This is a genomic window from Nakamurella sp. PAMC28650, assembly GCF_014303395.1.
GTDB lineage: Bacteria > Actinomycetota > Actinomycetes > Mycobacteriales > Nakamurellaceae > Nakamurella.
Genome location: NZ_CP060298.1, coordinates 905,938 through 925,861, shown reverse-complemented (window position 1 = coordinate 925,861; position 19,924 = coordinate 905,938). Strand labels below are relative to the sequence as shown.

The following is a 19,924-nucleotide window of genomic DNA, read 5'->3' as shown; positions in this document are numbered from 1 at the left end:
GCCGATCGTCCCATCGTCGTCGCGGAGGTTCCCCCATGAGCGAGGTCTTTCCCGGTCGGTTCACCACCGGAGTACCGCAGGACGCCACTGCCGTGTTTCTGATCGGCATGCGCGTCAACACGTTTCGGGGCCTGATCAAGGCCCGCTCGGTGTTCACCGCGATGCCGAGGATGAGGAACCTCTACGGGCATCCGGAGTCCGGGCTGCTGGGTTCGGCGAACTGGTTCGGCCGCACCACCATCCTCGTCTCCTACTGGCGCAGCCCCGCCGACGTCCAGCGCTTCGCATCGGACCCATCGGCCCCGCACGCCGCCGCGTGGCTAAAGTTCAACCAACACATCGGGTCCGGCCCGGATGTCGGCATCTGGCACGAGTTGTACACCGTTCGCCCCGGCGACTACGAGGGCGTCTACGTCAACATGCCGAAGTTCGGCCTCGCCGCCGCCGCCGGGCACGTTCCCGTCGGGGACGGCACCCGGACCTCCAAACAACGGATGGCCAGGGCCTGACGGGAGCACCGCGCGTTGGGTGACCGAGCAACTGCTCCAGGCCACCGGACCCACGGCGTCGTCACCCGGCGCCGATCCATGGCGCGGTCGGGCCATCCGGCGCGTGCAGTCGTGCACAATCGGGCCATGACACCGTGGGTGTTGCACGTGGACCTCGACCAGTTCATCGCGGCCGTCGAAGTGCTGCGGCGACCGGAACTCGTCGGGCGGCCGGTGGTGGTCGGCGGGAACGGCGATCCGAGCCTGCGCTCGGTGGTCGCCACGGCGTCCTACGAGGCACGGGCTTTCGGTGTGCGGTCGGGAATGCCGATGCGGATCGCAGCCAGGAAGTGTCCCGACGCGGTGTTCCTTGCTGCCGACAATGCGGCCTACGAACAGGCTTCGGCCCGAGTGATGGCCATCCTGGCGGACTTCGTTCCCACGCCACTGACGCTTGAGATCCTCGGCTGGGACGAGGCTTTTCTCGGAGTCGACACCGAAGATCCACTTTCCCTGGCCCTCCGGGCCCAGCAGGCGGTGCTCCGTGGAACCGGCCTGTGGGCGTCCGTCGGTATCGGCGACAACGTGCTCCGCGCCAAGATGGCCACGGATTTCGGCAAGCCACGTGGCACCTTCACTCTCACCGAGGGCAACTGGTTCCCGCTCATCGGGGATCTGGGGACCGAAGCGTTGTGGGGTATCGGGAAGAAGACTGCGAGACGGCTGGCCGAACTGGGCTTTCGCACGGTGCGGGAACTGGCGGCGGCCGATCCGCACGCCCTCGGCGAGCAGGTCGGTCCGACCATGGGGCCGAGGTGGGTAGGTCTGGCGCGCGGCTCCGCGCGGTCGGAGGTGATCGGAACGCCCTACGTCGCCCGCGCCCGCAGCCGCGAGACGACGTTCCAGCATGACCTCACCGACCCGGTGGAGGTCCGATTCGAGGTCGGCGAACTGGCCCGGCAGGTGGCCCTCGACGTCGTCGAGGACGGTCGTCCCGCGGTGCGGGTCGGGGTCAAGGTGCGTTTCAAGCCGTTCGTCACCCTCACCCGCAGTGCCACGCTCGCCGCTCCGACCCACGACGCCGACACCATCGCATCCGCCGCCGTGCAGTTGCTGGATTCCCTCGAGGACGATCGGCCTGTCCGGCTACTCGGAGTGCGGGCGGAGTTCCCACCCGATGATGACCGGCGCCTGAACCCGAGCCGCGGGCGGGCCGGGTTCGGCGGCGACGCCGTCTGACCTGAATTCGTGCATGCCCTGGCGGTCAACCGCCGCCATGGGGCGAGGTCACGGCCGCCGGGAGACAATGGCCGACCCAAGATTCCTGAAGAATGGATAGCGCAGTCGTTCGGTGCCCGTAGTCAGGCACCAAACGACTGCGGTCATCGTGATTAGCGATGGCCTTGTGTTGAACTGCCTACCACTGCGTGACGGCAGGGGTCGTACCGGAGTTGCGTGACCTATGGACCCCGCACCCACCCGTACGGATGGTCCGCGAGGTCGAAGAGTTGGCACCCGATGACTCCTGGTGTGCGGTGGATCATCAGTTCGGGGGACTTGGACCATCTGGAGGGGGCGACATATGGCGCCGTCTCAATACCGGTCATAGCTTTGGGTGGAGGCCGCGGATCACAGCGGTCCCCATGCGGCGCTGACCATGACGGGATGACCGAGGAACGAGTAGGGCGGAGGTGAGCGGACATGAATGGATCTCGAGCGGATGAACAAGCCCCGGCGACGTCCGACCGGCCGCGTCACCGCACCCTGGCACGGGTCTGTGTGATCGTCGGTCTCGCCACGGGCGCCTGGTTGGCCGACTCCGTCGCCGCAACCGCGTCCACTCCAGGTCACAGCCCGTCTCTCCCGATCGTGACCCCGTTGGTGGCCAAGGCTTCCGGTGTGGGGACGAAGGCGGCTGGTCCGGTTGAGCACCTGACGTCGTCCGTCGTCCAGCGGACCGTCGCTCCCGTCGCGGCTCGTGTACAGCCGATCGTGAGAGTTCCCGTGGCAGCAGTCGCTGCGGTGTCCAAGCCGGTCGTCGCCACCGTCGCACCCATGGTGGAGACGGTGGCACCCATCATCAGAATCGCGGCGAGGCCGGTCGTACAAGCAGTCGCACCGGTCGTTCAAGCAGTCGCACCGGTCGTACAAGCAGTCGCACCGGTCGTACATGTCGTCAGTCGGCCGTCCACGCCGGTGCTCGGGACCGTTACCCCGGTCGTGGCACCTATCGTCGGTCGCCTGCATCCGGTCATCGTGGCGGTCCACCCGCCGGCCCCGGTGGTGCACCCGGTAGCTCCGGTGGTGCACCCGGTCGTTCCGGTCCGTGGCCCGGTCGCCGGGGGGCTCCGCCCGGTCGTCCCGGTCGTGCGAGCCGCCGCGCCCGTCGTCGTCCCGAAGGCCAGGACCGCCGGTGTCACCGTGCGCGCCACCCCCGCCCGTGTCTCCGCACCCGTTCCATCCCGACCGGTAGCGGAAGCGAAGACGTCACTGCAGAGCCTGGCTCGTTTCGATCAAGCCCGGGCCGCGGCTGCACCGGTCAGGGTCGAGAGGCCGTCGCGGGTCTCCTGGTTGAGTTCTACGACGACCACGACCCGGTCCACCGCGCCCGAAACACCCACGCCGGTCGGCGATCCGGCGCCGGCGCCAGTCGTACTCACCACGCCGGCCGCCGGCGCATCGGGTCATTCCCCCGCCAGCAGTTCACAGGTCGCTGCGGACCTCGACGGCTCCGCCGATCCATCACGATTGGCCGTGCTCGCAGCGCTCTCCTCGTCGGACGATGCGTTGTTCACCAGCGCCGCCGACAGGCCCACCTTCTCCCCTGACTAGGGCGTGTCTCCCAAAAGTTGGGTAGGTGTGGCGGGATGCTCACTGAATGAGTTCTCCTTCGTCGCGGTACCGCGTCTTCAGTGACGAGCAGTGGCAACGGATCGAGCGGTTGTTGCCGACAAATGTTGGCCGGCGGGGTCATCCGTTCGGTGAGCACCGGCGGGTGGTGGAAGGCATCGCCTACCGGTACCGGGCCGGGATCCCCTGGCGGGACTTGCCTCGGGACGTGTTCGGACCGTGGCAGACCGTGTGGAAGCGGCACCGCCGGTACGCCGGAGACGGCACCTGGGACCGGGTGCTCGCGGCGTTGTTGACCGACGCTGACGCTGCCGGTCAGATCGACTGGACCGTGTCGGTGGATGCCACCATCAACCGCGCCCACCAGCACAAACACGACACGGCCCGAGCAGGACACAGGGGGCAGTATCGAACTACAAGAATCTGCCACTGGTCGATGCTGAACCTGCAGGTCACGGCATTGGCAGGTCCCGGGGCGGGTTGACCACGAAGATCCACCACGCGGTCGATGGCAAGGGCCGGCCACTGGCGATCGTCATCACCGGTGGGCAACGCAACGACGGTGCCGTCCTGGAACAGGTACTGGCCGACATCCGGGTTCCGCGCCGAGGTCGGGGGCGACCACGGACCCGACCCGATGCCGTCCTGGCGGACAAGGCCTACGCCGCCGGGATCACCCGCAGGATGCTGCAGCGCCGCGGGATCAAGGTGGTCATTCCGCTCAAGAGCGACCAGATCGCCGCCCGCAAACGTAAGGGCAGCAAGGGTGGCCGTCCACCTGCGCTGGACCGCCAGATGTACCGGGAACGCAACGTTGTCGAGCGTTCCTTCGCTCTGATCAAGCAATGGCGGGGGCTGGCCACCCGCTACGACAAGCTCGCCATCACCTACCGCGCGGCAGTGGTGCTTTCGGCGTGCATCGTCTGGAACCGACTATTGGAAGACACGCCCTGAGCGTCCCGGAAATACGCCGACTGCTGATCCAATTGATCTGGACCGACCCACCCGACCCCGACGCCACCCTGACCCGATCAACCTGGCGACGGCGGCATCAACAACGCGCCCGCCACTGCCACTACCGGGCCCGAGGACACCAACCTTAAGTTCGACTGTAGTACTAGTGGTCCCCGCAGTCACAGGTCTGTCCAGTCACCTCGGTGGGTGGATCGACCCGGTGCGGCGTTGCGGCCTCCGTTCCCGGACGCCGCCAGGACCATTCGGCACTCCATCAGGGAGAAATACTCATGAACACCTGGCTCAGGAGAGGACTGCTCACCGCAGTTCTCAGCGGCGGAATCTTCGCCATCGGCGCGGGTATCGCGTCCGCAGAAGCACCCGGATCACCTACCCCACAGCCCCATGGAATCCTCTCGGGCGTCGTCAGGACCGCGGTCTCGGCACCGGTCAACGTCTCCGGGACGAGCATCAGCATCATTGGATCGTCCAAGTCGCAGGTCACGGTGGCCGCGCCGTCGGGCTCACCGAAGGCAGTGGCAAGGGCCGCTGCCAAACCGTTGGTCTCGGCTCCGGTGAACGTGTCCGGGACCTCGGTCGCGGTACTCGGAACGTCGAAATCCACCACGCCTGTGACGGTTCGGTCGGCACCAGCGCCGGCACGCCGGCCGGCGGTCTCGGCTCCGGTCACCGTCACCGGCACATCGATTGCCGTGCTCGGCCGGTCCACCAGCAGCACGTCCGCCGGACGCCCTGCGGTCGCGGCGACCAGCACCGGAAAGGGGTCCGGAAGCCTGGTCGATGCACCGGTCACGGTTTGCGGCAATTCGGTCGGCGTCCTGGGGCGGGCCCACTCCGCTTGCGCAGCCCCGGTATCCCACTCCGGCACGTCGCTGATCGCGGCCCCGATCACGATCTGCGGTAACGCCATCGGTTCTGCCTCGTCAGCATGCTCGGCCCCCGCCGGGTCAGCGACCCCGTCGGGCAACGCGCCCAGCTCCCACTCACCGGTAGTCTCCGCTCCGATCGTGGTCAGCGGCACCTCGGTGGGTGTGCTCGGGCACTCCGCCTCGAGCTCTTCCGGCACCCGACCGGGCAGTTCGACTGGTTCACTCGTGAACGCTCCGGTCGGCGTCTGCGGCACCTCCGCCGGCGTCCTGGGCAACTCCACCAGCAACTGCGGATCGACCCCGGGCACCGGCAGCACTGGCACGACCGGGAGCACTCCGGGGACCCTGGTGAACGCCCCGGTCAGCGTCTGCGGCACCTCCGCCGGCATCCTGGGCAACTCCACCAGCAACTGCGGATCCACCCCGGGCAGCACGACTAGGACCCCGGGGACCCTCGCCAACGCCCCCATCAGCGTCTGCGGCACCTCCGCCGGCATCCTGGGCAACTCCACCAGCACGTGCGGATCCACCCCGACCAACAACACCGGCAGCATCCCGGGGGCCCCTGTGAACGCCCCGATCAGCGTCTGCGGCACCTCCGCCGGCGTCCTGGGCAACTCCACCAGCAACTGCGGATCCACCCCGGGCAGCACGACTAGGACCCCGGGGACCCTGGTGAACGCCCCCATCGGCGTCTGCGGCACCTCCGCCGGCGTTCTGGGCAACTCCACCAGCACCTGCGAATCCACCCCGACCAACAACACCGGCAGCACCCCGGGGGCCCCTGTGAACGCCCCGATCAGCGTCTGCGGCACCTCCGCCGGCGTCCTGGGCAACTCCACCAGCACCTGCGGTCAGCCGGCTCCGGTCACCCCGGTCACGCCGGTCGGTCCCGGCACCCCGGTCGGCCCGGTTGCGCCAGGCACCCCTGTCACTCCGGGCACTCCGGGCACCCCGACCCACCCGACCCACCCGACCCACCCGGTCACGCCGGTACACCCGACCCACCCGGTCCGGGTTCCGACCGACCCAACCGTGCAGGTCGACGCAGTCAGTTTCAGCCAGCCCGTAGCCGTCGTCGCGGCTGCTCAGGCCGCCGCACCCATGGCAGCCGCCACTCCCGTGGCGACTGCGGTACTCTCGACGGCGCCACTGGCCTACACCGGGTCGCCCATCACGACCCTGCTGTTCCTGGCGCTGGCCCTGATGCTCATCGGCGGACTGGGACTGACGCTGGTGCGCCGCCGGACACCGACGGTCCGGTAACACCGCCCGTCGGCTGATCCGGCATCACCCGGCACAGGCGGCCTCCGCCAGGAGGCCGCCTGACCGTGGGACCACGTTCCAGGCCTCGAGCAGTGCTCCGATGCCCGCGCTCAGCAACGGCGCCGGATGGTTCGCGCCTTCCAGGCCGATCACCAACGCCATGCAGATGTCCGCAGCTTCGACCGGCGTCACTCCACGGACGGGTGCGGCATCGAACAGGTCCACCAGCAACCCGTGGATGTCCTGGCTGAACTGGTGACAGATGTCGCCGAACAGGCGCGCCTTCTGGTCCAGCAGTTCCGCAGTGTGCGGAGAGTCGCCCGCCAGAGCGACCACCAGGTTCATCTTTGCTTCCAGCACCCCACGAATCCGCTCACCCATGGGGCGCTCGCGGTCGGGATCGTCACCCACCGACGCCTCGCGGGAGAGCACCAGCGCACGCTCGTGCAGCCGGACGGCAAGTCGCCGGAACGCGTCGTCCTTGCTCCGGACATATTGGTAGACAGCGGTCCTGGACATCCCGGCGGCGGCGGCGATGTCCTCTACGGTCGTCCGCCGGACGCCGTACCGGGTGAGGCACTCGTACGTGGCGTCGAGCACCTCCCCCAGCCGGTCGTTCGTCATGCGACCTGCAGCGCCTTCACCATTTCAGCGGCCAGAGCGGCCGAGGAGGCCGGGTTCTGCCCGGTGTAGAGGTTGCGGTCGACCTCGATGTGCTCCGCCCAGGGCGCACCCTCGCGGAAGTCCGCACCCAGTGCGACGAGACGGTCCTGCAGGAGCCACTTGGCCTTGTCGGCCAGGCCGGCCTGCGTCTCCTCCGCGTTGGTGAATCCCGTCAGGCGGTAGCCGCTGAACACCGAACCGTCGGCACCCTCGGTCGCCAGGAGGGCGGCGGGCGCGTGACAGACGATGCCGAGCGGGTGGCCGGACGCCAAGGCCTCGACCAGCAGCCGGCCGGAGGTCGGATCAACAGCGAGATCCTCCATCGGTCCGTGCCCACCGGGGTAGAAAACCGCGACATAGTCGGCCAGGTCTACCTTCTCGAGCTCGAGTGGCGCCCGGAGCTCCTCGATGGCGGCAAGCTCGGCAGCAATAGCGTCAGCATTCTCCTGACCCCCGTTGACCTGCGGAGCCAGGCTCCCCTGGTCGACCACCGGAACGACTCCGCCCGGCGTGGCCATCACGACCTCGAAGCCGGCACCGATGAACGCCCGGAAGGGCGCAACCAGCTCTTCGGCCCAGAAACCGGTCGGGTGGTGAGAACCGTCGGCCAATGTCCAGAACTGGGCACCGGTCACGACGAACAGAACTTTGCTCACGGTCGAACTCCTCTTCAACGCATACGGTCAGAACCTCTGACCAACTGACAGTATACACACAGAGTGTCAGTCAGTCAGAGGCGACCGCCGTTTCGAGGACCTGACCGGTCAGCGCATCGGCACGGTGGGCAGGAACTGCGGGGCCTGACGGACGTGGGTGGCCTGCTCCCACGCATAGCTCAGGCTGATCAGTTCGGGCTCGTCCCACTTACCGCCGATGAACGACATCCCGACCGGGAGGTGGAACGAATATCCGGCCGGGACGGTGATGCTCGGGTAGCCGGCGATCGCCGCAGGGCTGGAGGATCCCACCAGGAAGTGGTCACCGTTGATCAGATCGGTGGTCCAGGCCGGGCCGTTGGTCGGCGCGATGATCGCCGCGAGCTTGTACTTCGCCAGAGTGTCGTCGATCGAGTGCTGGGCGATGGAACGGGCGGAGTTGCGCGCCTTGATGTAGGCGGGGTCGGTCAGCGGCCCGCGGGCCTGCGACTCGGTGAAGATCTCCTGGCCGAAGTACTTGAGTTCCTGCGAGGCGTGGGCATTGTCGAAGTTGATCAGGCCCTGCAACGTCTTCGGGTACTTCGGCGCCGTGTACTTCTGCAGGTAGGCCGCGATGTCATGCTTGAACTCGTACTCCAGGGCAGTGTTCTCGGGGGCGTAGGCAGCGTCGATTTGCACGTTCGCGGGGTCCACGATCACCGCGCCGAGCGACTTCAGCTTCTTGATCGTCTGCTCCATGATGGCGTCCGTCTCCGGGCTCGACCCGAAGTTCCCCTGCCGCCAGACACCCAGCCGCACGCCCTTGAGCGCGCCGGCCTTGAGGTACTTGGTGTAGTCGGTGGTCACGTGTCCACGCTGCGCTGCGGTGGCGGGGTCCGAGGAATCGACACCGGTGAGCGCGCCGAGAAGGACGGCCGCATCGGTGACGTTGCGGGCCATCGGCCCCGAGGTGTCCTGCTGCGAGGAGATCGGCACGATGCCTGACCGGCTGGCCAGGCCGAGCGTCGGCTTGATGCCGACGAGGCCGTTCTGCCCGGAGGGGCAGACCACCGAACCGTCTGTCTCGGTACCGACGGCGACCGTCGCCAGGTCCGCCGACGCGGCGACACCGGAACCCGCACTCGAACCGCACGGATTGCGGTCCAGCACGTACGCCATGTTGGTCTGACCCTCCACTCCGCTCCAGCCGCTGGACGACTGCGTCGACCGGTAGTTGGCCCACTCGGAGAGGTTCGTCTTACCCAGGATCAGGGCGCCGGCGGCCTTGAGCTTCATCACGATGAAGGCATCGGACGGCGAGCTGCCGGCCAGGGCCAGCGATCCGGCGGTGGTGGGCATTCCGGTGGTGTCGATGTTGTCCTTGACCAGGACCGGAATGCCAAGAAGCGGCCGCCGGTCGCCGTGGCGCCGTGCCCGATCCGCGGCGGCCGCCTCGGCGGCCGCACTCTTGCTGACGGTGATCACCGCGTGCAGCTTCGGGTTGAGTGCGGCGATCCGCCGCTCGTAGAACCGCACCAGCTCGACCGAGGACAGCCGCCCACGATTCATCTGGGCCTCGAGCTGGAGAATGGTTGATTTGTCGACATCGATTCCGGCGACCTTCGTCGAGGTGATATCGAACTGACTTGATTCACCCGACACCTGGGCGGTCTCGGTTCTGGGTGTCGCACTCGCCGCGGAAGGAACGAATGCGATACCCAGAGATGCGGCAGTGATTGCGATTGCGGGGACCATGCGCCGTCGGGTCCAAGTGATGAATGGCATCCGCCCACTGTGCCTCACAGCCAATTCACCGCGGATTAACATTGGATCACGGAACTTCTTCTTCTGCCCAAAACGGTCACTGCTGGTGGCTAAATCTGCCAAGAAATATTCGGCCCGAATGTTTGCGCCAACACGAATTGGGCAACGCCACCGTCCAAGACCCCCCGCGCAAGCAGCAACGCAGGCTCGCCACCGAACGCGGCTGGCAACTCCGCCAGGCGATGGTCCCGACCGATTAGGGACGTTCGACTCTGCGGTTCGGCACAGCTCCGTGAGACGTTTCTCCCAGATTGCCTGTCCGCCATAGTGATAGAAACACGAACTCTGAGGAGTTTCTGAGATGAATGCGTCCACGGTGCTCATCGCCCAGACCCACTACGTCCGGATGGGGGTCGTCCAGATCTCTCTCGCCAATTTGTTGATCATCGCTCTGATGGTGATCGCACTGGTCCTGGCCCTGGTCCTTCCCTTCCCGCGTGGCCACGAGGATTCCGAAGGAGTGTCCGATGTCCAGCACTGAGAAGCAGGTTTCCAGGAATTGGACCGTCCGCCTCCGTGAACGGGCGGTCAAGACGGTCCCACCCGGGCAGTGGCTGCCCGATCGGCAGCCGGCCTACGTGCGGTCCTGGATCTACGTGTTCGGGGTGGCCTGCCTGGCATCCCTGATCGTCGTCATCGCCTCGGGCGTCGCCCTGGCCGTCGAAGGCGCGGGCTGGTGGCACGTCTCGGCACTGGGCCACTTCGTCAACTCGGTCCACCTGTGGAGTGTCGAACTGTTCTTCGCCACGATGGTGGTCCATCTGTGGGGCAAGTTCTTCATGGCCGCGTGGCGCGGGAAGCGGGCCCTGACCTGGATCACCGGCGCCGTCGCCTTCATGGGCTCGATCGGAACGGCCTTCACCGGCTACCTCTCGCAGTCGAACTTCGACTCGCAGTGGATCGCCGGGCAGGCCAAGGACGGCCTCAACGCCGTCGGCATCGGCAGCCAGTTCAACGTCCTGAACTCGGGCCAGATGCTGCTATTCCACGTGTCGCTGCTCCCGCTGATCGTCGGGGTACTGGTCGGGCTGCACATCATTCTCGTCCGCCGACACGGAGTGGTTCCGCCGTTCGACGCCCGGCCTGAGGACTATCCGCTGTCCACCGCAGATCTCCCACCGCTCGGACCGGTGGCGACCACGCCCGTCGTGCCCGTCGTGACGGTGAAGTCATGACCACCGCCACGCGCCGTCGGCCGCCGCCGTCCTCGAAGACGCCCGATTCACATTCGTTCCCCACCCGGTCCTACGACCTGGTCAAGGAGTTCAGCATCGCCCTCGGGATCATCCTGGTCCTGTCCCTGGCGCTCGCCGCCGTCTTCTCCTCGCCCGACCGACCGGCGATCAGCCTGGCCGACTGGGCCCAGCAGGCTCCGAACGATGTCGTCGCGACCGCGACCGCTGAGCTGGCCGGCACCAGTACCAGTGCCGGATACGGCGGACCGTACAACTCCGCGAGTCCCGGCCAGAAGCTGGGACCCCTGGGCCTGCAGAAGCTGGCCGGCGTGAAGATCCCGGTCGACAGTGCCAAAGACCTGGTCCTGGATCCGCTGACCAGCGTGACCGGCGATGCACCGCTGACCACGGCGCTGACAACCTGGTCCGCCGCCAGCGGCGACCAGCAGACCACCTGGGCCTCGGCCTATGCAGATGCGTTGGCGGCCACCCCGGACGGCAGTCCTGCCGCGGTGGCGGCCGGAGCCTACGGACCGGTCCCGCTGTTGGCCGGCCGCTTCCTGACGTTGGCCCGGGGCGGAGGATTGCAGAGCCAGCTGACCGGCAACAGCTTCTACAGCAGCGATCAGACCAAACCCATGCTGCTGCTCGCGGACGGCGCTTACCTCTCGGATCAGGCCAGAGCCGAGAATCTCGGTGGCGATCAGTGGGGAATGATGAACGAGAGCGGCAACTATCCCGGGCAGCCGTGGATGTGGCTCTACACCTTCTGGTATCAGATCAAGCCGTTCTCCACCTCCTCCAATGCCGATGCGCTGGTGTGGGGGCTGATGATGCTGCTGACCGTCGTCTTCATCTTCCTGCCCTTCATCCCCGGTCTACGTTCACTGCCCAGGCGCCTGGGGGTGTACAAACTCATCTGGCGGAAATGACCGGCACCACGGGATGCGACTGTCGGTCATCGGCGGCACGATGGGCGCATGACAGCGACCGCAAGGCTCGAGCTCGTCGCGTTCGACGCGGCGGACACCGAAACACTCGCCAAGTTCTGGGTCGATCTCACGGGTTGGGAGATCGTCCGGAACGACGGCGGCTGGACCAACATCAGGACGGGCGACGGCCAGGAGATCGGGCTGCAGCCCTCGGACGATCACATCCCGCCGCAGTGGCCGGGTCAGGAGCACCCCCAGCACTTCCATCTCGACCTGCTGATCGACGCCTACCAGGAGGCAGCCGAACGAGCCGTCGGTCTCGGCGCCACCCGCCTGGCCGAGGGTCCGACCTGGGTCACCCTGGCCGATCCGGCCGGGCACCCGTTCGACATCTGCCGGCGGGAGGGCGTCGGCCCGGTGATGGGGCTCTACGCGGTGACGATCGATGCGCCCGACGCGTCGGCACTGGCCCACTTCTACGCCGACCTGCTCGGCATGGAGGTGACCTACGAAGGTCCCGAGGGCGGCCTGGTCTCCGGTGATGGCAAGAACCTGATGTTTGAGCAGATCAGCAACTATCACCGGCCGCAGTGGCCCGACCCGGCTCACCAGCAGCAGGCCCATCTGGACATCGTCGTGGACGACCTCGATGCGGTCCAGGCGCACGCCGTCGAATTGGGCGCGACCGTGCTGAACGGCGACGGGAAGCAGTTCCGCACCCTCGCCGATCCGGCCGGCCACCCGCTCGACCTGACCCTTTGATGTTGTCGAGGGCGCGGCGATGATCGGCGACCGGTGGGGCGTGAGCGACGAGGAGGTCGCCCGTCACTACCCCTGCGACGACGTCGTCGTCGCCCCCGTGCTGCAGGCCTGGCGGGGGGTCACCGTGCGGGCATCGCCCGCGCAGGTGTGGCCGTGGGTCACCCAGATCAGGATTGCTCCGTATTCCTACGACTGGATCGACAATCTCGGACGACGTTCGCCGCAGGATCTGCGCCAGATAGCGGAACCTGTTGTCGGCGAACACTTCACGACGGTGGCCGGGCGACCTCAGGGCAGCATTCTCTCGGTCGACCCGGCCCAACAGCTCACGGCTCGGATCGTGGGGGCGGTGATGTCCTACGTGCTGGTGCCGGCCGGCGACTCCACCCGCCTGCTGCTCAAGATCGTGATGGCACGAGGCGCTCTGCTCGCGCCGTTCGTCTCGCTCGGCGACCTCGTGATGGCGCGCCGGCAACTGCTCAACCTCCAGCAGCTCGCCGAGCGGACGGCGCGGCCGCCCGGCCCCCGCCCTCCGCGCCGGTGACACATCCGCCCACCGACTTTCCTATGATCGAGGCGTATGTCCGCCGACCACCGATCTTCCGAAGGGTTCACCATGACCGCTCCGAGCAGCACGCTGTCCGGCTGGACGGCCACCCCGTTCACCGCGGCCGGCATGACGTACGACGTCTACGCGAAGTCCCCGGCCGGTGGCGGCCCGGGCGTCGTCGTCATCCCCGAGGTGCCCGGAATGAGTCCCGAGGTCCTCGGCTTCGCCGATCACCTCGTCGAGGCCGGCTTCAGCGTGGCCATTCCCTCGCTGTTCGGGACGCCCGGCAAGCCGGTTTCCGGTTTCTACACGTTCTCCACCATCGCCAAGTTGTGCGTCTCGAAAGAGATGAAAGCGTTCGCAGCCAACAGCGAGCGACCGATCTCGAAGTTCCTCCGGGCACTCGCCGCCGATCTCAACGCCCGGACCACCGGGCCGGGAGTCGGTGTCGTCGGGATGTGCTTCACCGGTGGATTCGCACTGGCCACCGCCGTCCACGAGTCGGTGCTGGCCGCGGTGATGAGCCAGCCGAGCGTTCCGCTTCCCCTCGGCGACGCCCGGCGGATCGACATCGGACTGTCGCCGGCCGAGAAGTCGACCGTGGTCGAGCGCACCGGAAACGGGCTGTGCCTGATGGGCCTGAAATTCAGCGAGGACAAGGCGGTCGCCCCCGCGCGTTTCGCCGCCTACGCGGACACCTTCGGCGATGCCATCGAGCTCGTCGTGCTGGACAGTTCGGCCGGTAACCCGGACGGCTACAAGTCCTCGGCCCATTCCGTCCTGACGGGGGAGGTCCGCGAGACCCCGCCGAACTCCGCCTACGCCACGCGCGAGAAGGTCGTGGCGTTCCTGCGCAAGAGCCTGGCCGGCCAAGTCCGGGAGTGAGCCGGCCGGGCCTACTTCTTGAGGCGTCTGCTCCCGCCGTGCCAGTCCTCCTGGACGCCGGCCGTTTCGGTGTCGACGCCGAAGCTACGGAGTTGCGGCTGCTCCCTCAGGCTCCGCTTCAACTCGGCGAACCCGGGGAACGAGGCCAGCCCGATCACGTGGTCCCACAACGGGCCCGCCTGCTCCTGGCTGGGTAGCCGGCTGATCACCGGGCCGAAGAAGGCCACCCCCGCCGGCGGCCGGAACTGGATGATCGGAGTACCGACGTCCTTCCCGGTGAGCGCCAGGGCTTCATCGGTCTCCCGGCGGATCTCGGCGTCGTAGGAGGCTTCCTCCAGGGCGTCGGCCAGATCCATCGGCAGGCCCGCCTCGTCGAGCGCCGGTTCGAGGAACTCCCGGGTCCCGCGATGGCTGCCGTCGCTACCGGGCAGGTCCGGCGTGCTGTCGAAGATGCGGGTTCCCAGCGCGCCGTACAGCCGGCCGACGGCGGCGCCGCCGTGTTCCTCGCGCGCCCGCGCCGCAACGCGTAACAACCGCAGCCCGGCGGTGTGTCCCGCCTCGTACCCGGCGGGAAAGTGGCTGTCGTAGTCGACGGCGGAGTTGAGCAGCCGCAGCGAGATGAACCGCCAGTCGACGGTGTAGGAGCGTTGCGCCTGAACAAGTCTGACCCACTTGCTGGTCATCCAGGCGAACGGGCAGACCGGATCGAAATAGAAGTTGACGTCGGCTTCGCTCATCACGTCATCGTAGTTCCGCTTGGTACGATTCCGAATTCGACATCAGATCCGGCTCACCGACAGGGTTCTCGTCAGGCGCGTGGCATCTTCGACCGGAGCGTCCCGACCCCGTCGCCGGTGAGGTCGGCGACGGCGGCGACACGGCCGGTCATGGCCTGCACCAACGAAAGGATGGGTCCGCGAACCTCGGCGCCGCTGCCGTGCGACCAGTCGGTGTCGGTGGCGATCATCTTCACTCCGGAGATGCGGCTCTTCGCCCCGATCAACAGGTTCGAGTTCTTGTAGAAGTCCGCCACCTGCCGCGTGGTGGCGACGGGCGGACTGTAGGCGATGCCCAACGGCCGGCGAATGTCCGCCCCGTGCACCACCACCTCACCGAGCCAGGAATCGACCGGGCCGGGGGGAGCAGAACTGTCGCCGACGTGCGCGGTGAACTCGGCCAGCGTCTGCGCGGGCGTACCGGCACTCTCCCGGGCGACGTCCTTGGCGGCCATCCGTTCGAACCGGAAGCCCGACGCCGCGAACTTGGCGAAGAACTTCGGTGGTGTCTGCTTCGTGAGAGCCACCAGATGCGCGAGCACCTGCTGTACGTCCCACTCCGGACAGAGGAACGCGGCGCGCCACTGCTGGTCGTTCAAGGATTGCAGGTCCTCGATCAATCGGTGACGTTCGGCGTGGATCAGGTCCCAGGTGCTGTTCGACATGTCTTCCAGATGCTCCTTCACGAAAAGCGCCGGTGCGGCGCAGGGACGAGGTCGTCCGCCTACCGACAAGACGGCCGACCGGAGCCGAAATCGACAGGACCCGCATAACTGATCTACGGGCACCAACTCTCGACGTGCTGCGGATCCCCGGCCGGGGTGACGTCGCGGTCGCGCAGTACCACCGAGATGCTGTGCCCACGCAGTCGGCACGCCTCGGTGAACGCGGAGCCGGGGGTGTCGGTGTATTCGATCTCGATCACGTGAGGGCCGTAGACCCTCGTGTAGGAATCGCACTCGGTGTAGACCTGGCATTCCTCGGCCACGGCGAAATCGAACCCGGACCGTCGCGCCGCGGCGGCCAGCTCGGCCCCGTTCTTCTGGGCGATCGCCAGATGGCGCTGATGGGCTCGTGCGGTGAGCAACGTGCTGAAGGCCAGGGCCGCGGCCAGGGTGAGGTGATGCTCCGAGCGGGTGTAGGAATCGAGGTTGTCGGCTTCGACGGCCTGGTAGCCGGCGCTGGCGCACCCGTCGATCCAGGCGCCCACGATCCCGATGAGCGACGTCCGCTTCTGCGGCGTGGAGATGTCCAGCAACGGCTCACCCCATGCGGTGTCGACGATCAGTGAGCCGGACGCGCGGCGCAACAACAGGTTCGGATGATTCCGGGTCCACCAGCCCACCGCATCAGGCTGAGCCTGGAAGGCATTCACGTAGCAGATCGAGTACTTGCCCATGACGGCCCGCGCCGCGCGGTCCCGATCCACGATCGTCACCGTGGCGGGCACTGCGTAGGCGCCACCGATCTGGTAGCTGAAACGTCCGTGCGCGGGCGGGAGGACGGGCGTGGACGTCGATGTCCTCGACGCCGCCTGCGAGGCATCCGAGACCGCTTGCGTCGCAACCGAGACGAGCTGCGCGGACGACGGAGTCGCGCGCAGCCCCGCGCAGCCGCCCACGGCCAGCGCGAGGGCCAGGAGCAGCACGCCGACATGCCGCCGAGACGGCGACCTCCTGATGCCCGGTGTGGTGTTGATGCGCTGCTCCCCTGCGGTCATCGAATCCGATACCTCCCGTGGAGGGTAGCGGTTGATCCGATCAGCCGGGCGCTCTCGGATTCAGCGGGTCTGACCTCGAGCGAAGTAATCGACCAGATCCGTTGGCAGTGCGGTGATGTCGACCGGGACGCTCCCCAATCGCAGGGACCGGGTGGCGGCGACCCCGGCGGCGACGGCGTCACGGGCGGCGACCGGGGAGGTGTCGGTGGCGCCACCGGCGCGAACGAATCGGAGGAATTCGGAGACGATGGCGGCGTCCGCGCCACCGTGGCTGCCCTCGTCGGCCCGGATGGTGATGCTCAGGTCGGCGTCCTCCCGGTATCCGGACCTGTGCTGGTTCCAGACCTTGATCGTCCCGGACGGATCGCCGACGGTATCGCCGAAGTTCTCCATCCGGCCGCTGTCACCGATGACGGTGTAGTTGCGCCAGTAGTCGGGTGTGTAGTGGCACTGCTGATAGCTGGCCAGGACGCCGTTGGTCAGGCGGCTGAGCATCATCGAGAGGTCCTCCACGTCCACCACCGGGTTCAGCCGGTCCAATTCGGTCGGCGGCCACTGTCGTGCGTCGAACCAGTCGGCCATCACCGCCCCGGGCGGCTCTGGCGTCGACCGGCGGCGGTCCTCGTTGCCGTAGACCTGTAGCTCGCCCATCGCCACCACCTGCTGCGACGGGGCCCCGGCGAGCCAGTGGATGACGTCCAGATCGTGGGCGCCCTTCTGCAGCAGCAGCCCGAGGGTGTGGCTCCGATCGGCGTGCCAGTCGCGGAAGTAGTAGTCACCGCCGTGACCGACGAAGTGTCGGCACCAGATCGACTTCACCTGACCGATGACGCCCTCGTCGATCAGTTCCTTCATCCGGCGGAGCAGGGGAAGATGCCGCAGGTTGTGCCCGACGTAGAGCCGGGAGCCGGATGTTCTGGCCGTCTGCAGGATCTCGTCGCAGTCGTCGGTCGAGATGGCGAGCGGCTTCTCCACGAACACCGCCACCCCAGCCGTCAGCGCCGCCAGCACGGGTGTGCGGTGGCCGTCGTCCGGGGTGAAGACCATCACTGCGTCGAGGTTCTGCCCGAGCAGCTCCCGGTGGTCGTCGAAAACCGGGACCTCGGGACCGAAAAGCTCTGCTGCATGGGCGCTTGCGCCGGGGCGTGGATCAGCGCAGCCCGCCACCCTGGCGCCAGATCCGGGTGTTGCGACCAACCGCGCCAGGGCCGCGCGTTGCCCGACGCCGATGACGCCGATCCTCAGGTCCTGGTCTGACACAGGGTTTGCCCTTTCGCAGTTGGGTCGTCTCGCGGTCCCTCCCGTGGATACCGAGAGTGTGATGCCCCCGGGTCAACGGATCCCGTCGAGAAACTCCAGCACTCTTCCGATCAGCAGGTCAGCCGAGGCCTGGTCGTACGACGGCAACGACGAGTCGGCGAAAAGGTGCTCCCGACCGGGATAGACGAACAGCTGGGCCTGATCGGTGGAGGCGACCAACTCGCGGGCCGCGTCGATGTCGCCCTCACCGGCGAAGTACGGGTCGGCGTCCATGCCGTGGATCTGGACCGGCACCCCGGCCGGCCACGCTGCGCCGAACTCCGACACCGGCACGCAGGAGTGGAACAGCAGGGCCCCCTTGGCGCCGGGACGCGTCTGCGCCAGCTGTTGGGCCGGCATCACACCCAGCGAGAAGCCTGCGTAGACCAGCGATTCACCGAGGTCGTCGGCGGCCGCGAGACCGCGCTGCCTGATCGTGTCGAACCCGGTCTTCGAGGCGAAACCGACCCCGTCCTCCAGGTTCTGGAAGATGTGGCCCTCGTAGAGATCCGGCACGTGCACCGTGTGGCCGGCCCGGCGCAGTTCGGCTGCGAAGTCCACCACCCCGGCGGTCAGCCCCTGAGCATGGTGAAACAGCAACACTTCTGCCATCGTGGTCTCGCTTCCCCTGGTGAACCGACATTTCCCCTGACGAGCGAACATTATGGAATGTCCGACCGGGGCTTGTCCATCTCCCGGACATCGGCGTCGAGCCCGGTTGACGCACGGAAAAAGCGTCCAGGTCCACCCGGGCGGGCGGACCTGGACGCTTTCGTCAGGCTCGGATCAGACGAACCGGTGGATCAGACGAGATCGAACCGGTCCAGGTTCATGACCTTGTCCCAGGCCGCGACGAAGTCGGTGACGAACTTGTCCTTCGCATCGTCGCTCGCGTAGACCTCGGCCAGCGCGCGCAACTCCGAGTTCGACCCGAAGACGAGGTCGGTACGGCTACCGGTCCAGATGACCTCGCCGGCGCCGTTACGGCCCTCGAAGAGGTCCTGGTCGTCGGCCTTGGGCTTCCAGGTGGTCCCCATGTCGATGAGGTTCACGAAGAAATCGTTGCTCAGCGACCCGGGCGTCGAGGTGAGGACGCCGACCGGGGAGTGCTGGACGTTGGCGCCGATCGAGCGGAGACCGCCGACGAGCACCGTCATCTCGGGTGCGCTCAGGTTCAGCAGGTTGGCCCGGTCGATCAGCAGGTACTCGGCCGGCAGCTGGTTTCCCTTCCCGAGGTAGTTGCGGAAACCATCCGCTTTCGGCTCCAGCGCAGCGAAGGACTCCACGTCCGTCTGCTCCTGGGAGGCATCGGTCCGACCCGGGGTGAACGGGACGCTCACCTGATGGCCGGCGTTCCGGGCCGCCTGCTCGACACCGACGCACCCGCCCAGCACGATCAGGTCCGCCAGCGAGACCTGCCCGGCGAAGGACGTCTGGATCCCTTCCAGTGTCCGCAGCACCTGCGCCAGGGACTCCGGATCGTTGGCTTCCCAGTTGCGCTGCGGCTCGAGGCGGATGCGGGCGCCGTTGGCGCCGCCCCGCTTGTCGCTCCCACGGAACGTCGACGCCGACGCCCATGCGGTCGACACCAGCTGGGAGACAGTCAGTCCCGAAGTCAGGATCAGGCTCTTGAGGTTGCCGATCTCGTTGGCGCCGATCGGCTCGTGGTCGGCGGCGGGGACCGGGTCCTGCCAGATCAGCGTCTCGTCCGGGACCAGCGGTCCGAGGTAACGCTGGATCGGGCCCATGTCGCGGTGGGTCAGCTTGAACCAGGCGCGGGCGAACTTGTCGGCGAACTCGTCCGGGTTGGCCAGGAAGCGGCGGGTAATCGGCTCGTAGATCGGGTCGACGATCAGCGCGAGGTCCGAGGTCAGCATCGTCGGGGGGCGGCTCAGGGAGCCGTCCGTCGGGTCGGGGACGCTGTTGGCGCCGGCGCCGCCCTTGGGCTGCCACTGGTGCGCACCGGCCGGGCTCTTGGTCAGCTCCCACTGGTAGGCGTACAGATTCTCCAGATAGCTCTGGTCCCAAGTGGTTGGGGTCGAGTTCCAGGTGACCTCCAGCCCACTGGTGATCGCGTCCCGGCCCTTGCCGGTGTTGAAGCTCTGCTTCCAACCCAGGCCCTGCTCCTCGAGCGGCGCACCCTCGGGTTCCGGACCCACGTACAGATTCGGGTCGGCCGCACCGTGGGTCTTGCCGAACGTATGCCCGCCCGCGACCAGCGCCACCGTCTCCTCGTCGTTCATCGCCATCCGGGG

General features: G+C 67.5%; 20 protein-coding genes and 1 pseudogene. 11 read left to right on the top strand and 10 right to left on the bottom strand.

Going from position 1 to position 19,924, the window contains the following annotated elements; genetic code table 11:
• Positions 1 to 35: 35 nt before the first annotated feature.
• The 4 genes from H7F38_RS04210 to H7F38_RS04195 all read left to right on the top strand — a co-directional run bounded on the left by H7F38_RS04210 (position 36) and on the right by H7F38_RS04195 (position 4,292).
• Positions 36 to 509, top strand: coding sequence for a DUF4188 domain-containing protein (locus H7F38_RS04210; protein WP_187093001.1), 474 nt, complete (start codon positions 36 to 38; stop codon positions 507 to 509).
• A gap of 126 nt (positions 510 to 635) precedes the next feature.
• Positions 636 to 1,727 carry a DNA polymerase IV gene (locus tag H7F38_RS04205; protein ID WP_187093000.1) on the top strand — a complete coding sequence of 364 codons (1,092 nt, stop codon included), beginning with the start codon at positions 636 to 638 and terminating at the stop codon, positions 1,725 to 1,727.
• A gap of 981 nt (positions 1,728 to 2,708) precedes the next feature.
• Complete coding sequence (locus tag H7F38_RS04200; RefSeq protein WP_187092999.1) at positions 2,709 to 3,320, top strand: hypothetical protein; 612 nt, start codon at positions 2,709 to 2,711, stop codon at positions 3,318 to 3,320.
• 46 nt (positions 3,321 to 3,366) lie between these two features.
• A protein-coding gene (locus H7F38_RS04195; protein WP_370531293.1) for an IS5 family transposase occupies positions 3,367 to 4,292 on the top strand; the annotation gives its coding sequence in 2 pieces (ribosomal slippage) (positions 3,367 to 3,738 and positions 3,741 to 4,292; 924 coding nt in all).
• A 274-nt stretch (positions 4,293 to 4,566) separates the two neighbouring features.
• On the opposite strand, the gene H7F38_RS04190 is transcribed toward H7F38_RS04195, so the two are convergent.
• Entirely contained in the window at positions 4,567 to 5,997 is a 1,431-nt protein-coding gene (locus tag H7F38_RS04190; protein WP_222618435.1) for a hypothetical protein, read from the bottom strand.
• On the opposite strand from H7F38_RS04190, the gene H7F38_RS25450 reads away from it, so the two are divergent.
• Positions 5,969 to 6,448, top strand: a complete 480-nt coding sequence (locus tag H7F38_RS25450) for a hypothetical protein (RefSeq protein WP_222618434.1) — start codon at positions 5,969 to 5,971, stop codon at positions 6,446 to 6,448. The two genes, H7F38_RS04190 and H7F38_RS25450, sit on opposite strands and share 29 nt — an antisense overlap.
• A gap of 24 nt (positions 6,449 to 6,472) precedes the next feature.
• On the opposite strand, the gene H7F38_RS04175 is transcribed toward H7F38_RS25450, so the two are convergent.
• The 3 genes from H7F38_RS04175 to H7F38_RS04165 form a co-directional block, all read right to left on the bottom strand.
• The gene (locus tag H7F38_RS04175) at positions 6,473 to 7,072 is read right to left on the bottom strand and encodes a TetR/AcrR family transcriptional regulator (RefSeq protein WP_187092995.1); all 600 of its coding nucleotides are present in this window, start codon (positions 7,070 to 7,072) and stop codon (positions 6,473 to 6,475) included.
• Entirely contained in the window at positions 7,069 to 7,767 is a 699-nt protein-coding gene (locus H7F38_RS04170; protein ID WP_187092994.1) for a type 1 glutamine amidotransferase domain-containing protein, read from the bottom strand. Before H7F38_RS04170 ends, H7F38_RS04175 begins: the two co-directional genes overlap by 4 nt.
• A 108-nt stretch (positions 7,768 to 7,875) precedes the next feature.
• On the bottom strand, positions 7,876 to 9,408 hold the full coding sequence (locus tag H7F38_RS04165; protein WP_222618433.1) for an amidase: 1,533 nt from the start codon (positions 9,406 to 9,408) through the stop codon (positions 7,876 to 7,878).
• Positions 9,409 to 9,871: 463 nt separating this feature from the next.
• Between H7F38_RS04165 and H7F38_RS04160 the strand changes: the two genes are divergently transcribed.
• The 6 genes from H7F38_RS04160 to H7F38_RS04135 all read left to right on the top strand — a co-directional run bounded on the left by H7F38_RS04160 (position 9,872) and on the right by H7F38_RS04135 (position 13,874).
• Positions 9,872 to 10,051 (top strand): hypothetical protein, encoded by a 180-nt coding sequence (locus tag H7F38_RS04160; protein ID WP_187092993.1) that lies wholly within the window; start codon positions 9,872 to 9,874, stop codon positions 10,049 to 10,051.
• Positions 10,038 to 10,745, top strand: coding sequence for a cytochrome b N-terminal domain-containing protein (locus tag H7F38_RS04155; RefSeq protein WP_187092992.1), 708 nt, complete (start codon positions 10,038 to 10,040; stop codon positions 10,743 to 10,745). Before H7F38_RS04160 ends, H7F38_RS04155 begins: the two co-directional genes overlap by 14 nt.
• A complete protein-coding gene (locus tag H7F38_RS04150) occupies positions 10,742 to 11,677 on the top strand; it encodes a hypothetical protein (RefSeq protein ID WP_187092991.1) in 936 nt (311 codons plus the stop codon). Before H7F38_RS04155 ends, H7F38_RS04150 begins: the two co-directional genes overlap by 4 nt.
• A gap of 48 nt (positions 11,678 to 11,725) precedes the next feature.
• On the top strand, positions 11,726 to 12,439 hold the full coding sequence (locus tag H7F38_RS04145) for a VOC family protein (RefSeq protein ID WP_187092990.1): 714 nt from the start codon (positions 11,726 to 11,728) through the stop codon (positions 12,437 to 12,439).
• Positions 12,440 to 12,458: 19 nt separating this feature from the next.
• Positions 12,459 to 12,983, top strand: a complete 525-nt coding sequence (locus tag H7F38_RS04140; protein ID WP_187092989.1) for a polyketide cyclase — start codon at positions 12,459 to 12,461, stop codon at positions 12,981 to 12,983.
• A 72-nt stretch (positions 12,984 to 13,055) separates the two neighbouring features.
• Complete coding sequence (locus H7F38_RS04135) at positions 13,056 to 13,874, top strand: dienelactone hydrolase family protein (RefSeq protein WP_187092988.1); 819 nt, start codon at positions 13,056 to 13,058, stop codon at positions 13,872 to 13,874.
• An 11-nt stretch (positions 13,875 to 13,885) separates the two neighbouring features.
• Here H7F38_RS04135 and H7F38_RS04130 read toward each other — a convergent pair whose 3' ends face one another.
• From H7F38_RS04130 to H7F38_RS04105, 6 genes and pseudogenes are all read right to left on the bottom strand, one after another.
• Positions 13,886 to 14,611: a hypothetical protein gene (locus H7F38_RS04130; RefSeq protein WP_187092987.1), complete on the bottom strand. Its 726-nt coding sequence runs from the start codon at positions 14,609 to 14,611 to the stop codon at positions 13,886 to 13,888.
• A gap of 71 nt (positions 14,612 to 14,682) precedes the next feature.
• Complete coding sequence (locus H7F38_RS04125) at positions 14,683 to 15,315, bottom strand: maleylpyruvate isomerase family mycothiol-dependent enzyme (protein WP_187092986.1); 633 nt, start codon at positions 15,313 to 15,315, stop codon at positions 14,683 to 14,685.
• 113 nt (positions 15,316 to 15,428) lie between these two features.
• Positions 15,429 to 16,370: an endo alpha-1,4 polygalactosaminidase gene (locus H7F38_RS04120; protein ID WP_187092985.1), complete on the bottom strand. Its 942-nt coding sequence runs from the start codon at positions 16,368 to 16,370 to the stop codon at positions 15,429 to 15,431.
• Positions 16,371 to 16,430: 60 nt separating this feature from the next.
• Positions 16,431 to 17,630 carry a Gfo/Idh/MocA family protein gene (locus H7F38_RS04115; RefSeq protein WP_187092984.1) on the bottom strand — a complete coding sequence of 400 codons (1,200 nt, stop codon included), beginning with the start codon at positions 17,628 to 17,630 and terminating at the stop codon, positions 16,431 to 16,433.
• A gap of 72 nt (positions 17,631 to 17,702) precedes the next feature.
• Positions 17,703 to 18,281 carry a dienelactone hydrolase family protein gene (locus H7F38_RS04110; protein ID WP_187092983.1) on the bottom strand — a complete coding sequence of 193 codons (579 nt, stop codon included), beginning with the start codon at positions 18,279 to 18,281 and terminating at the stop codon, positions 17,703 to 17,705.
• Between the two features lie 191 nt (positions 18,282 to 18,472).
• Positions 18,473 to 19,921 (bottom strand): annotated as a pseudogene (locus H7F38_RS04105) (peroxidase family protein); the annotation flags it as partial.
• Positions 19,922 to 19,924 lie beyond the last annotated feature (3 nt).

Excerpts from the sequence above, each read along its gene's own strand:
- H7F38_RS04160 (WP_187092993.1), top strand. The coding sequence starts at position 9,872 with ATGAATGCGTCCACGGTGCTCATCGCCCAGACCCACTACGTCCGGATG.
- H7F38_RS04205 (WP_187093000.1), top strand. The coding sequence starts at position 636 with ATGACACCGTGGGTGTTGCACGTGGACCTCGACCAGTTCATCGCGGCC.
- H7F38_RS04120 (WP_187092985.1), bottom strand. The coding sequence starts at position 16,370 with ATGACCGCAGGGGAGCAGCGCATCAACACCACACCGGGCATCAGGAGG.
- H7F38_RS04125 (WP_187092986.1), bottom strand. The coding sequence starts at position 15,315 with ATGTCGAACAGCACCTGGGACCTGATCCACGCCGAACGTCACCGATTG.
- H7F38_RS04135 (WP_187092988.1), top strand. The coding sequence starts at position 13,056 with ATGACCGCTCCGAGCAGCACGCTGTCCGGCTGGACGGCCACCCCGTTC.
- H7F38_RS04175 (WP_187092995.1), bottom strand. The coding sequence starts at position 7,072 with ATGACGAACGACCGGCTGGGGGAGGTGCTCGACGCCACGTACGAGTGC.
- H7F38_RS04110 (WP_187092983.1), bottom strand. The coding sequence starts at position 18,281 with ATGGCAGAAGTGTTGCTGTTTCACCATGCTCAGGGGCTGACCGCCGGG.
- H7F38_RS04210 (WP_187093001.1), top strand. The coding sequence starts at position 36 with ATGAGCGAGGTCTTTCCCGGTCGGTTCACCACCGGAGTACCGCAGGAC.
- H7F38_RS04155 (WP_187092992.1), top strand. The coding sequence starts at position 10,038 with ATGTCCAGCACTGAGAAGCAGGTTTCCAGGAATTGGACCGTCCGCCTC.
- H7F38_RS04145 (WP_187092990.1), top strand. The coding sequence starts at position 11,726 with ATGACAGCGACCGCAAGGCTCGAGCTCGTCGCGTTCGACGCGGCGGAC.
- H7F38_RS04150 (WP_187092991.1), top strand. The coding sequence starts at position 10,742 with ATGACCACCGCCACGCGCCGTCGGCCGCCGCCGTCCTCGAAGACGCCC.
- H7F38_RS04140 (WP_187092989.1), top strand. The coding sequence starts at position 12,459 with ATGATCGGCGACCGGTGGGGCGTGAGCGACGAGGAGGTCGCCCGTCAC.
- H7F38_RS04130 (WP_187092987.1), bottom strand. The coding sequence starts at position 14,611 with ATGAGCGAAGCCGACGTCAACTTCTATTTCGATCCGGTCTGCCCGTTC.